Annotated in this window: 13 protein-coding genes; all 13 read right to left on the reverse strand. The window is 58.3% G+C overall.

Annotation, left to right across the window (positions count from 1 at the left end):
- Positions 1-103 precede the first annotated feature (103 nt).
- Positions 104-2,389, reverse strand: coding sequence for a penicillin-binding protein 2 (gene mrdA / locus HPY58_06430; GenBank protein NPV29290.1), 2,286 nt, complete (start codon positions 2,387-2,389; stop codon positions 104-106).
- Positions 2,390-2,395: 6 nt separating this feature from the next.
- On the reverse strand, positions 2,396-2,935 hold the full coding sequence (gene mreD / locus HPY58_06435) for a rod shape-determining protein MreD (GenBank protein ID NPV29291.1): 540 nt from the start codon (positions 2,933-2,935) through the stop codon (positions 2,396-2,398).
- Positions 2,932-3,849 (reverse strand): rod shape-determining protein MreC, encoded by a 918-nt coding sequence (mreC, locus tag HPY58_06440; GenBank protein NPV29292.1) that lies wholly within the window; start codon positions 3,847-3,849, stop codon positions 2,932-2,934. Before mreC ends, mreD begins: the two co-directional genes overlap by 4 nt.
- Before the next feature lie 12 nt (positions 3,850-3,861).
- On the reverse strand, positions 3,862-4,887 hold the full coding sequence (locus HPY58_06445; GenBank protein ID NPV29293.1) for a rod shape-determining protein: 1,026 nt from the start codon (positions 4,885-4,887) through the stop codon (positions 3,862-3,864).
- 20 nt (positions 4,888-4,907) lie between these two features.
- Positions 4,908-5,576 carry a DNA repair protein RadC gene (gene radC, locus HPY58_06450; protein ID NPV29294.1) on the reverse strand — a complete coding sequence of 223 codons (669 nt, stop codon included), beginning with the start codon at positions 5,574-5,576 and terminating at the stop codon, positions 4,908-4,910.
- A gap of 2 nt (positions 5,577-5,578) precedes the next feature.
- Positions 5,579-6,184: a septum formation inhibitor Maf gene (maf, locus tag HPY58_06455; protein NPV29295.1), complete on the reverse strand. Its 606-nt coding sequence runs from the start codon at positions 6,182-6,184 to the stop codon at positions 5,579-5,581.
- 3 nt (positions 6,185-6,187) lie between these two features.
- Complete coding sequence (locus tag HPY58_06460) at positions 6,188-6,448, reverse strand: DUF4321 domain-containing protein (GenBank protein ID NPV29296.1); 261 nt, start codon at positions 6,446-6,448, stop codon at positions 6,188-6,190.
- Between the two features lie 129 nt (positions 6,449-6,577).
- A complete protein-coding gene (locus HPY58_06465; GenBank protein ID NPV29297.1) occupies positions 6,578-7,219 on the reverse strand; it encodes a redox-sensing transcriptional repressor Rex in 642 nt (213 codons plus the stop codon).
- A 44-nt stretch (positions 7,220-7,263) separates the two neighbouring features.
- Entirely contained in the window at positions 7,264-8,589 is a 1,326-nt protein-coding gene (locus tag HPY58_06470; GenBank protein NPV29298.1) for a bifunctional folylpolyglutamate synthase/dihydrofolate synthase, read from the reverse strand.
- A gap of 18 nt (positions 8,590-8,607) precedes the next feature.
- Complete coding sequence (phoU, locus tag HPY58_06475; GenBank protein ID NPV29299.1) at positions 8,608-9,267, reverse strand: phosphate signaling complex protein PhoU; 660 nt, start codon at positions 9,265-9,267, stop codon at positions 8,608-8,610.
- A gap of 40 nt (positions 9,268-9,307) precedes the next feature.
- Positions 9,308-10,129, reverse strand: coding sequence for a phosphate ABC transporter ATP-binding protein (locus HPY58_06480; GenBank protein NPV29300.1), 822 nt, complete (start codon positions 10,127-10,129; stop codon positions 9,308-9,310).
- Between the two features lie 14 nt (positions 10,130-10,143).
- Positions 10,144-11,919, reverse strand: coding sequence for a PAS domain-containing protein (locus HPY58_06485; protein NPV29301.1), 1,776 nt, complete (start codon positions 11,917-11,919; stop codon positions 10,144-10,146).
- Between the two features lies 1 nt (position 11,920).
- Positions 11,921-12,625: a response regulator transcription factor gene (locus tag HPY58_06490; GenBank protein NPV29302.1), complete on the reverse strand. Its 705-nt coding sequence runs from the start codon at positions 12,623-12,625 to the stop codon at positions 11,921-11,923.
- Positions 12,626-12,661: the final 36 nt, after the last annotated feature.

Raw genomic sequence — 12,661 nt, forward strand, 5'->3', positions numbered from 1 at the left:
AGGCAAAAAATTCCTCGTTTTTCTAGCTTTTTTTGCCCTCCTTTGACAAATTCCGGATAAAACACCCGCCTTTCGTGCCGCCGGAAGCCCTCAGGAAGGCACCCTATCCGGGCGGATTCGGGGGCGCGCTGCCATCGGGCGGCTGATCCTGGCTCCCGGCGCTCCCGTCAGGCGGTGCAATCCCGCCAGATTCTCCAGGCTGCTCCCCGGATCCAGAAGGCTGCTGCTCCGCAGGAGGCGGTTCGCCGGGTCCGGGAGAGGGCTCGCCCCCCGCAGGGGGCGGCGCAGGAGTCCTTTCGCCGGGAGCCGCCTGGTAAGCCGGAGGAGCAGAGCGCCGGGGCTGCACAGCCGGCGGCGCTGCTTCCCTTTCTTCACCTGTACCTGCCTCCTGTTCCTTGAGGCCGAAATACTCCGTGAAAACATCCTTTGCCACGATACCCGCCGATTCCGAACCGTGGTACCCGTACTCGATGACCCCCGCAAAAGCGATCTCCGGCTCCTCCGCAGGGGCAAAGGCAACAAAAACACCGTGGTAGAGCTCGCGCCCGCCAAGCTTCCTGCCGGACTGGGCAGTCCCTGTCTTGGCCGCAACCTTCACGGGGAAATCGGAAAAAAGCCAGGAGGCGGTGCCCCCGGGTGCGGTGACCCGCGTCATCGCCTCCCTGACGGTTTCCATCGTTTGCCTGGAAACGCTCACCCTGTGCACGACGTGTGGCCCGAACCGGGCGACGACCCTCCCCTGGCGGTCCTCGATCCGCTGCACCAGGTAGGGGCGCATCCGCTTCCCGTCGTTGGCGAGGGCCGCCACGTAGCTCGCCAGCTCCAGCGGCGTAAACTCGCTTTCCCCCTGTCCAATGGCCATATTGAAGGTCTCGAAGGGCTGCCAGTTCACATAAAAGCCTTTCATCTGGTAAAGGTCGCGCAGCTGCCGCTCTTCGTCCCGCTTCCGGGCAAGAATCCGCTCCCTTTCTGCGGAAGTTTCCGCCCCGGCAAGCAGGCCCTGATACTTCTCTTCCAGCCTGGCCTGCTCCTCCCGGTACCACCTCTCCCTTTTCGGCCAGTTTTCGGCGCGTTTCTTTGCAGGGCTCGGCAAATTGCCCGCCACCTCTCCGGGAAGATCGACTCCGGTGGGCGCGTCCAGGCCGAATTCGCGGGCGACCCTTGCCATCAGCTCGGCACCCGCCCGGCGCCCCGCCTCGATGAAGAAAACGTTGCAGGAAACGGCCATCGCCCGGAAAAAGTTCACCGGGCCGTGAACCTGCCAGCACCCCGTAAAAGGCTTCAGCCAGTAAGAACCCTTGCAGGTAACCAGCTCCTGGAGCGAAATCTTTCCCGCTTCCAGGGCCGCCATCCCGGTGATGGGCTTGAAGGTCGAACCGGGGGGGTACCGGCTGCTGATCGCCCGGTTGACCATCGTCGGCTCCTCACCCGGAGGGGGGTTGAGGTACTCCCGCACGGCGGAAACCGAAACCGGGGGAACAAGCCTGTTGGGATCGAAGCCAGGCCGGCTCGCCATTGCCAGAACCGCACCGGAGCGGACGTCCAGAACGACCGCAGCCCCCGCCTTTGCAGGGTGCCCCTTCTTGCGCAGTTCGGCAAGCACCCTGTCCATGCTCGCCTCAAGGGTTTTCTGGAGGTCATAATCAATGGTCAGGACGAGGCGGTTCCCCTGCTTGGGAGGGACCGTAATCAGGTCTTTATGGGGGATCGGCCTCCCCCGCACGTCCACCTCCACCTGCTGAAATCCGTCCTGGCCCCTCAGGTACTTTTCGTACCGGGCTTCCAGGCCAAACTTCCCGATCAGGTCCCCCAATTTGTATTTCTCTTCCCGCAGCCTTTCCAGCTCTGAAGCGCTGATCTCCCCCACGTAGCCCAGGACGTGGCTGGCCAGTGCCCCCTCAGGGTAAAAACGTACGATCTCTTTCCCGATGACAACTCCCGGGAGTTCCGCCCGCCTTTCTTCCAGCCGCGAAACCACTTCCATCGGGATGTCCCGCTTGATCACAACCGGCTCGTAGGGGCGCCCTTTGTGCTCCGCAAGAAGCCTTCTGATGTAGGCGGCGTCGATCTCGGGGTAGGTATCGCTTAAAACAGCCGCCAGGCTGGAAATCGTCTGCTCCAGCTCCCGAGAGTCGCTCTGCTGCCGGACCAGGGAAACTGTGTTGACGATTTTGCTCCCCGCCAGAACCTTGCCGTTCCGGTCCACAATATCCCCGCGGGGAGCGCGGATGGGCAAAAAGCGAAACTGGTTAAGTTCCGCCTTGGTCCTGTAAACAGGGGCTTCCAGCAGCTGGAGGGCCGCCAGGCGCAGGCCCAAAACTGCAAAGACGGCGATAATCAGCCCCCTGAAAAACCTGTACTTCCCCTCAAGCCGGCGGTCCACCATCACCGGTGCTCACCCCCGGTAATCCAGAAACAGCCGCACGGGGTCCACCCCGGGAGGGGCCGGAGGGGCTGCCAGCCGGGTGAAGGGGCGAAAGAGAAAAACCGCAAGGAGGGTGTTGTAAAGGCCCCCCAGAATCAAATCACGCCAGACCAGAGAGAGCGAAAAGAAGGAGTGGCCGGTTATGCCCCGTCCTACGAGAAAAATCAGGCCGGAGAGCAGGCTCCCTGAAAAAACGAGAAAAAGAGAAACCAGCGGGTTTTCTTTGAAAACCTTTCCCTCCAGACAACCAACGGCATAACCAGCAACAAATCCGCTGAGCGCCTGGAGGCCGTAGCACCGGCCCACCAGGAGATCCCGGGCAAACCCAACCGCAAAACCAGCCGCCCCCCCGGCCCCGGCTCCGTAAAAGAGAGCAGTAAAAACAATCAAGACCAGGAGCAGATCGGGAACAACCCCTCTTAACTGAAAGAAAGGAATGATGGTGGTCTGAAAAATCAATGAAAGAAAAAAAGCAAGAAACAAGAGGAGAAGCCGTACTTCTTTCTTCATGTTTCCCCCCGTAAATCCTCACGGCCTTCGGAGCGGTGTACAGTCTGCCGGGGTCCTGCCGCGTTTTCCTCCTGCAGGACCGGCTCCGGAACACTGCGGATTTCAGTAATGATGAAAAGCTCTTCAAGGCGGTTAAAATCCACATAGGGGCGCACGAGGGCGTATTTGTCAAGCTCGCTTCCCTCGTCCTCCACCCGGAGGATCTCTCCGATGGGTATGCCCGGGGGGAAGACCCCTCCCAGTCCTGAAGTGATGACAACCTGCCCCTTTCTTAATTTTACATCATAGGGGAGGTGGACCATCCTCAGGAGGCCCGGCTCGTCTTTGCTCCCCTCGACAACACCTACGGTGCGGTTTTCCTGTACCATCGCACCAACCGCCCCCTCCAGGTCGAGGATCAGGAGCACCCGGGCGGTGTGGGAAGAGACGGAGGCGACCCTCCCCACAAGGCCGGCATCGGAAACAACCACCTGATTCTCCCGAACCCCGTCAGTGCTTCCCCTGTCCACCACCAGGGTGCTGTACCAGGTGCTCGGAGAGCGGCTGATCACCCGCGCCCCCAAAAGGGTGAACTGCCGGGCGTTCCGTTCTTTGAAATCGAGGAGCCGCAGCAGCCTCCGGTTCTCGTAGACGTATTCCCGCAGGCGGTTATTTTCCCAGGTCAGCTCCCGCACCCGCTGCCTCAAAAGGGAATTTTCCTCCTGCAGGCGGCGCGCCCGCGCCAAAAAATCGAAAAGGGAACCCGCCCCGCTCCAGACGCGCATCACTCCGCTTTGAAGCGGTGCCAGAATCTCCTGAAGGAGATCGGCCGCCGGCCCCCCGGAAAAATTTGCTGTAAAGCGGGCAAGGCCCAGGCAGAGGACGATGATGCTGGCAAGAATGACGATCTCCTTGCGTAAGGGCAGCCGGTGCAAAGGAACCACACCCTAACTACTCAACCTTTTGGAGGGCAAAAGAATGCGCCGCAAAACTTCGATGTTTTCCAGAACCTTCCCGGTGCCCAGGGCAACCGCGTACAAAGGCTCCTCGGCCAGAAAAACAGGGATTCCCGTCTCCTCGCTGACCAGGGTGTCCAGGTGCTGCAGGAGAGATCCTCCCCCGGCAAGCACGATCCCCCGGTCCATGATATCTGCCGCCAGCTCGGGTGGAGTCTTTTCGAGGCAGACTTTAATTGCCTCAATGATGCTTGCCACGGTCTCGGACAGAGCCTTGTAAACCTCTTCGGCCGTAATCGTTACCGTTTTGGGCAGCCCTGTTATCAGATCCCGCCCCCGCACCTCGTAGGTTCGCTGGTCCCCGTTCCAGACTGCCGACCCGATTTTGATCTTGATATCCTCAGCGGTTCTTTCCCCGATCATCAGGTTGTATGTGCGCTTGATGTGCTGGACAATTGCTTCATCCATCTCGTCCCCTGCCACCCGGATCGACCTGCTGGTGACAATCCCCCCGAGGGAAATCACCGCAACCTCAGTTGTTCCCCCTCCGATGTCCACAATCATGTTCCCGGTGGGGTCGTAGACAGGAAGGCCGGCCCCGATTGCTGCAGCCATCGGCTCCTCGATCAGAAAGGCCTCCTTCGCCCCGGCCTGCAAGGCCGCCTCCCTGACGGCCCGCTCCTCAACAGCCGTCACCCCCGTCGGCACTGCAATCACCACCCTGGGGCGCACGAAAAAGGTGCGCCTCTGCAGAGCACGGCTGATGAAATAACGGAGCATGCTCTGGGTGATATCGAAATCCGCAATCACACCATCTTTCAGGGGCCTGATGGCAACGATGTTGCCCGGCGTGCGCCCGATCATTTGCCTTGCCTCTTCACCAACGGCCAGGATCTCGCCTGTATCCCGCTGAATTGCCACAACAGAAGGCTCCATGAGTACGATTCCTTTTCCCCTTACGTGAACAAGCGTGTTTGCGGTTCCCAAATCAATTCCGAGATCCCTTGCAAAGAACACCGTTCTTTACTCCTTCCAGGTTAAATTAAGGCTTTTTCCTTGAAACTGCAAAAAGCGTGATCCCCGATAATAATATGGTCGAGAACTTCGATTCCGAGCAGCCTGCCGGCTTCCGCCAGGCGGCGCGTGATCTCGAGATCCTCGGAGCTGGGCGTCGGGTCCCCGCTGGGATGGTTGTGCACCAAAATCACCGCTGCCGCGCTGCACTGGATCGCCTTCTTAAAAACCTCCCGGGGGTGCACAAGAGAAGAATTCAGACTGCCAATGGAAATGGTATCAATGGCAAGAACCTGGTTTTTCGTGTTCAGCAAAATTACCCGGAAATGCTCGCGATCCAGGTAGCACATTTCCTCCATGACAAGGGTGGACACCTCCTGGGGGCTCCGCACAACAGGTCTTGCGCTGGGGCCCAGGCAGGCGAGCCGCTTTCCAAGTTCTACTGCGGCTTTAATCTGGGCGGCCTTGGCAAGACCGATCCCTTTCAGCCTGCACAGTTCTTCAAGGGAAACCTCTGCCAGAAAGCGCAGCCCGCGGGGCTCAAGCAGGAGGCGGTGGGCAAGCTCCAGAGCGGACTCCTCCCGGGAGCCCGTCCCCAGGATGATGGCAAGGAGTTCGGCAGACGATAAAGCACCCGGACCGGAAATCTGCATCCGCTCCCGGGGCCGGAGTTCCCTGGGTAAACTTTTCATCGTCAGGTGATACTCGGGCACCGGCAAAGCAAATCAACTCCGAACTCTTTAAGCATTACTCCCAGCTTCGCCAGGGGAAGGCCCACCACATTGAAGTAGCACCCTTCTATTTTTTCGATCAGCAGAGCACCGTAACCCTGAATTCCGTACCCCCCCGCTTTATCAAAAGACTCCCCGGTTGCAAGGTAGCCCTGGATTTCTTTCTCGCTCAAAACCCGAAAGAAAACCTTCGTCGTGACCACTTCTTCCCGCATCCGTCCCGTGCTCTCCTGAATCAGGGCAAGGCCGGTGCTTACCTCATGGGAGCGTCCGGAGAGCAGCCGCAGCATCCGGAGCGCCTCCTGGTAGTCCCGGGGCTTTCCCAAAATCTCCCCTTCACAGCAGACAACGGTATCGGCGCCCAGAACAATCGCCTCCGGATATTTGCAGGCAACGGCACGCGCTTTTTGCCCCGCCTGCCTCAGGGCAAGTTCCGGAGCCGGAAGGGATGGATTCATGTCCTCTTCAATTTGACTTGGCACCACCCGGAAGGAAACACCCAGGCTTCTGAGCAGGCTGATCCGCCGGGGTGAGGCTGAAGCCAGAATGATTTCCTGCATGTCTCTCATTCCCTAGAGATGCCGGTAGACGAAAAAAGCAGCAATGAATCCGAGCAGGCTGATCAAATTCACTTTAATGGTGAACCCCAGGGTAAGAGCCAGAACTTCGAGATCCAGGGTATTCACCGGCAGGCCGATCGACCGCCCTTCACGCAAGATGGCGAGCGCAGGGATCGCGCCCAGCGCCTCCCCGATCAGGCTCCCGAAAATCCCTCCCAGAATCAACAAAATCACCAGCAGCCAGGGACTCCGATAGTTTCCGTATCCCCTCATCAACTTCTGCTCCTTTTATCTTTATCTTGTTTTTTAGTCTAACACTTTCGATTCAACCTGACAAGGACGCGTGCTTTCCCGAAAAATGTTCGTGAATTCACAAATCTTTCCATAAAAAAATAATCTTTTTTAAGAAATCTTATGATTGACGAGTCCCAGATTAAAAGTCAACACCTCCAGGTTGACCGAAAAATCCACATTCCGGACCACAACCTGGCCTGGAACATTCAAAACCCGGGGAGAAAAGTTGAGGATCGCCTTGATCCCGGCCTTCACCAGAAGTTCGGCTACCTCCTGGGCTGCCGCCGCAGGTACGGTGATAATCCCGATTTCCACGCCGTTCTTCCGAACCACTTCCTCCAGCTGCGAAACCGGAAGAACTTCGGTCTCGTTGAGCTTGCGGCCGAACTGGCTGGGATCGTTGTCAAACACCCCGATAATCCGGAAGCCCCGGCCTGGAAATCCCTGGTAGAGGGCGAGGGCCGACCCGAGCTTCCCGGCTCCCACCAGCACCACCGGCCACTCCCGGTTCAGCCCCAGAATCCGCCTGATGTGCTGGTAGAGTTCGCTCACGTTGTACCCTACACCCCGGGTTCCGAACTCTCCGAAATAGGCCAGGTCCTTGCGAACCTGGGCGGGGCTGACCCCTACTCCCTCGGCAATGTCACCGGAGGACACGGTGACGACTCCATGATGGTCGGCCTGCTCCAGAAACCGCGAGTAAACAGAAAGACGCATCACGGTAGCTTCAGGAATTTTGAGGGTTTTCAAGGTCCTTACCTCCTTCACCAACTCGTCCTCAAACTATCTGCCTTTTAATCCGGCCTGCCGACCGGAATGCTGAACTGGCTCCGCAAAAAGGCCCTTGCCTCGGCAACCATATAAAAAGAACCGGTGATGCACACCAGATCTCCGGCAGCAGCTTCGTCAAGAGCAGCCTCAACAGCCTCAGGGATCTCTTCGATCACACGCACCCGCGGCACAAAGTGGCGCGCCTCTTCCGCCAGCCTTTCCCAATCACCAGCGCGGGGGCTGTTCGGCTTCGTCACAATAACCGTGGCAGCCAGGGGGGCCAGTTCCCGGATGACCTTCTCCCGTTCTTTATCCCCGAGCATTCCGATCACCAGGATGAGCCTCCTGTAATCATAGATTTCCTGCAGCGCCTCTCTTAAGGCGCGTGCCCCGTCATGGTTATGGGTGACATCCACCAGCACCCCAGGGTTCACCGCCAGCAGTTCCAGGCGCGCCGGCCAGTAAACCCGGGAAAAGCCCGCCCGGATCTGCTCCGGGGCAACTTTAACCCGATAGACATGCCGGAGAATCTCGATCACCCCTAAAGCCGTGGCAGCATTAACAACCTGGTACTTTCCCGCAAGGGGTATAAACAGATCAAAATAGTTTCCGTAAGGTGAGTGCAGATTAAAAGTGGTTCCCTGTGGAGTTGCGGTTTTGATCTCCCAGGTGAGATCCTTTCCCACCTGCAGGAGGGCAGCACCCTCAGCCTTACACTTTGCCTCGATCACTTCCAGCGCCTCGGGATCTCCGGCGGCGGTCACCACATGGCCGTGCCTCTTGATAATTCCTGCCTTCACCTCGGCGATTTCCCTGATGGTTGTACCCAGATACTCCATGTGATCAAAGGCAACGTTTGTGATCACCGAAACCAGAGGACAGGGAACAACGTTGGTGGAATCAATCGCCCCTCCCAGGCCCACTTCGAGGACGAGGAAGTCGACTTTTTCTTCGGCAAAATAGAGGAAAGCAAGAGCGGTGCAGACTTCGAATTCCGTCGGGTGCTCCCGGCCCTCCTCCACCATCTGCTCCAGGAGCGGCCTGAGCCGCTCCATAAGCGCGGCAAACCTTGCCTCGGAGATGGGAACGCGGTTGATCAGGTAGCGCTCTGTATAACTGTGGAGATGAGGAGAAGTGAAAAGCCCCACCCTCGCCCCGGCGGTTTCCAGAATGCGGGCCACCATCATGGCGGTCGTTCCCTTGCCGTTCGTTCCTCCAATGTGAATGACGCGCAGGGCATGATGGGGGTTGCCCAGCAGGTTGAGGAGGTGCTCGATCCGGCCGAGCCCTAAATTAACCCCGAACTTCGTCAAGCTGGCAAGAAAATCGAGCGCTTCATCGTAATTCACACTCTTTTCCCCCTCGCATCAAACGTTGAGGTCTTTCCGCGCTCCGGTGACCATGTAGTAAACCCACTCTCCGATATTCGTAGCGTGGTCTGCAATCCTTTCCAGGTGCTGGGCCGCGAAGAGAAGCTGGGTGGCCTGCCGGATCGTCCGGGGGTCCTCCATCATAAAGGTCAGGAGTTCCCGGAAAACCTGGCAGTACAGCCCATCCACCTCATGGTCGCAGTCGATCAGCTGCATCACCTGATCGGCATCATGCCTGACGTAGGCATCAAGGCTTTCCCGGACCATCTTCTGGGTAATTTCCGCCATGCGGGGAATGTCGATCAACGGTTTGATGAGGGGCTGGCCGGAGAGCCGGATTGTAACCTTCGCAATATCCACCGCGTGGTCGGCCATTCTCTCCAGATCGGTTACGATCTTCATGGCGGTGCTGATGACCCTCAGGTCGCTCGCCATCGGCTGCTGGAGGGCAAGGAGCTTCACGCAGAGATCCTCGATCTTAACCTGGTACTCGTCGATCAAATCATCACCGTCAATGACCTGCTGCGCCAGCCCTTCATCCCGCTCTTTGAGGGACTTGACCGCGTTGAAAATGGCCTGCTCAACAAGCGTGCCCATTTTCAGGACTTCCTGCTGCAGCTCCTCCAGCTGCTCATGAAAAGACTTCCGCGCCGCCAATTCCTCTCCCTCCTCCCTCAACCCGGGGGCGTCCAGCTTTTTAACCGAACCGGCCCGTAATGTAGTCCTCCGTTTCCTTTCTTTCGGGATTTGTAAAAAGCTTCTCCGTCCGCCCGAACTCGATCAGCTCACCGTTGAGAAGGAAGGCCGTGTACTGGGAAACCCTTGCTGCCTGCTGCATGTTGTGGGTGACGATCACAATGGTATACTCCCTCTTCAGCTCATCGATCAAATCCTCAATTTTTGCGGTGGAAATGGGATCGAGGGCAGAGCAGGGTTCGTCCATCAGCAAAACCTCCGGCTCAACGGCCAGGGCGCGGGCAATGCAGACCCGCTGCTGCTGGCCTCCCGAAAGCTGGAGGGCAGATTTATGGAGCCGGTCCTTGACCTCATCCCAAAGGGCGGCCTTCCTCAAACTTTCCTCCACAATTTCGGCAAGACGGCGTCTGTCTCTTATGCCGTGACGGCGCGGCCCATAGGCCACGTTCTCAAAAACAGACTTCGGGAAGGGATTCGGGCGCTGAAACACCATCCCCACCCTTTTGCGCAAGTTTACCACATCCACGTGAGCATTGTAAATATCCTCACCATCTAAAAGGACCTTTCCCCTGATCGTGACCCCGGGAATCAGATCGTTCATCCTGTTCAACGTCCGCAGCAGGGTTGATTTCCCGCATCCGGAAGGGCCGATGAGGGCCGTAACCTGGCGGGAGCCAATCTCCAGCTGGATGTTTTTCAAAACGTGGTTCGTTCCGTAGAAAAAATCCAGGTTCTGAATCTCGATTTTGATCTCCCTGGGAGCCATCATCACGACACCTTCCTTCTGATCCAGCACTTCCTCTTGTTTTACTACAGCCGGCATTTCTTTTGCACTCCTCAGGCAGTTGTTTTTTCCTCGTTCCCTTTTATTTCTTTAGGCAGGGAAAAGTAAAACGTGGAGCCTTTGCCCGCTTCGCTCTCCACCCAAACACGCCCCCGGTGCGCCTCAACAATATGTTTGACAATGGCAAGGCCCAAGCCGGTCCCTCCCAGCTTGCGGCTCCTTGCCTTGTCCACCCGATAGAAGCGCTCGAAAATCCTGGGGAGATCCTCCTGGGGAATCCCGATCCCGGTGTCTTTAACCCCCACAACGACTTCGTGATCCTCCTCCCTCGCCAGCACCTCCACCTGGCCGCCCCGGGGCGTGTACTTCAGGCTGTTGTCCAAAAGGTTTAACAAAACCTGCTCCAGCCGGTCGCGGTCCGCCTCGACTAAAACGGCCCGGGAGGGAAGATCGACGCCCAGCGCCAGCTCCTTTTTCTGAAACTGGGGCTTCAGTTTGCTGACAATCCGCTTGATTTCCGACCCCAGGTCGAGGGGTTCGATCTGCATTCTGACCTCCCTGGATTCGATCCTTGAAAGCTCCAAAAGATCGTGGATCAACCGGCTCAGGCGCTCGGCCTCTTCGTAGATGATGTGCACAAACTCCTCGGCCGCCCGGTAGTTGTAAAGAGCACCCGAAAGAAGCGTTTCCGCAAACCCCTTCACCGCCGTAATCGGGGTCTTGAGTTCGTGGGAAACGTTTGCCACAAATTCGGCGCGCACCCTTTCAAGGCGCCTGATTTCACTGACGTCGTGGAGCACCACCGCAACCCCGCGCGGGTCCCGGCCCTCCCCGAAAACAGGAGCGGCGTGGGCCTCGAGAATCCGCTCCTTGGGAAAAATTAAAGAGATCTCTTCTCTCTTCGGCTGCCGGTTCCTGCGCACCTCATCGATGAGGAAACTCAAAGGATAGTTCTTCACGACCTCTACATGAGACCTGCCGAGAACCTCTTCTTCCCGGATGCCGAGCAGTTCCCCGGCGGCCCGGTTGACCAGGCTGATCCGCCCTACCTGGTCCACCAGAACAACCCCGCTCTCCATGTTCGCCAGAACCGCTTCCAGCAGCCTTTTGCTTTCGGCCAGTTCCTGAACCTTTTCCCTCAGGGTTCGGGACATCGCGTTCACCGCTGCCGCCAGCTCCCCGACCTCGTCCTGAGTCAGGGGCCGCACCTCTTCCCATTCCCCCCGCGCAATCCGGCGCGCAACTGCCGCGATCTCCGACAGGGGACGGGTCAGGCCTGCCGCAAGCCGGGTGCTCAGGAACCCGCCCCCAGCAAGGACGACCAGAAGCGCCTCCAGCAAGATCTGCCACATTTTCCAGATCGAGGCATCGACCCGGGACAGAGAAACAGAGAGGCGCAGAACCCCCGCCGCCCCGGGGCGTTCACCCGGAACGGCTGTGGCAACAAAAAGAAAATAATCCCCTCCCTCCTTTCTGATGCTGGAGCCGCGTCCGGACTGCAGGGCCGCCTTCACTTCAGGGGCACCGGCCTGATTCGGGAGAAGCCGGGGATCGTAATCGGAGTCTGCCAGAACCTCCCCTGCCGGGTCGATCAGGGTCACCCGTGCGCCCGCAGCCCCCCGGAGCCTCTGAAGCTCCCCGGGTCCGGCCAGGGCATCCAGGCCCCGGGCGGTTTTGAGAAGCTCTGCCTTCCGCTCCAGCTCCGATCGGAGGAAGTCCACCTGGCGGTCCCAGAAAAAACGGGAAAGAACTCCCCCCAGCACAAGAAAGGAACAGCAAAAAAGGAGAATATAACCCAGGGTTATCCGCGTTTTGATCCTGCCCGGCATTCTACTCCTTTCCTTTCTGGGGTTCCTGGAACTTGTAGCCGACGCCGCGGACCGTCTTGATGTAGCGCGGATGCCCGGGATCCTCCTCAATCTTTTCCCGCAGGTGGCTGATGTGCACGTCCACCACCCTGGTGTCTCCGTAAAAGTCGTAGCCCCAGAGCTTTTGGAGAATGTACTCCCTGCTCAGAACCAGGCCTGCGCTCCGGCTCAGCATCAGGAGCAGTTCAAATTCCTTCGGAGTAAGGGAAAGAAGCTCTCCCTTGAGCCTCACCTCGTACCTGCCGGGGAAAATCGTGAGGTCCCCGAACTCAAGCTTCTCTTCGAAGCTCTGCTCCCTTTCTCCGGTGCGGCGCAAGATCGCCCTCACCCTGGCCACCAGCTCCCGGGGGCTGAACGGCTTTGTTAAGTAGTCATCTGCTCCGATCTCCAGACCCAGGACCTTGTCGATTTCTTCATCCTTGGCGGTGAGCATCAGAATCGGCGTCTTGATCCCTTCCTGGCGGAGCAGGCGGCAGAGAGAGAAGCCGTCCATTTCGGGAAGCATCACATCCAGCACAATGAGATCTGGTTTTTCCCTTTGCACGGCCTCCCAGGCCTCCCGGCCGTCGGCGGCGCTGACTGTTTGAAATCCTTCCTTTTTTAAGTTAAAAGAAACGAGTTTGACAATCGATTCCTCGTCATCAACCACAAGAATTTTTGAAGCCACTCCCTTTGCCTCCCTTCAACCCCCGCCCCGGGCCCA

It is taken from the genome of Bacillota bacterium, assembly GCA_013177945.1.
Lineage (GTDB): Bacteria > Bacillota > DSM-12270 > Thermacetogeniales > Thermacetogeniaceae > Ch130.

Bases quoted from the DNA above. Each gene is read 5' to 3' on its own strand.
- mreD (NPV29291.1), bottom strand. From the start codon at position 2,935: ATGAAGAAAGAAGTACGGCTTCTCCTCTTGTTTCTTGCTTTTTTTCTT.
- radC (NPV29294.1), bottom strand. From the start codon at position 5,576: ATGAAAAGTTTACCCAGGGAACTCCGGCCCCGGGAGCGGATGCAGATT.
- maf (NPV29295.1), bottom strand. From the start codon at position 6,184: ATGAGAGACATGCAGGAAATCATTCTGGCTTCAGCCTCACCCCGGCGG.
- HPY58_06460 (NPV29296.1), bottom strand. From the start codon at position 6,448: ATGAGGGGATACGGAAACTATCGGAGTCCCTGGCTGCTGGTGATTTTG.
- HPY58_06480 (NPV29300.1), bottom strand. From the start codon at position 10,129: ATGCCGGCTGTAGTAAAACAAGAGGAAGTGCTGGATCAGAAGGAAGGT.
- HPY58_06485 (NPV29301.1), bottom strand. From the start codon at position 11,919: ATGCCGGGCAGGATCAAAACGCGGATAACCCTGGGTTATATTCTCCTT.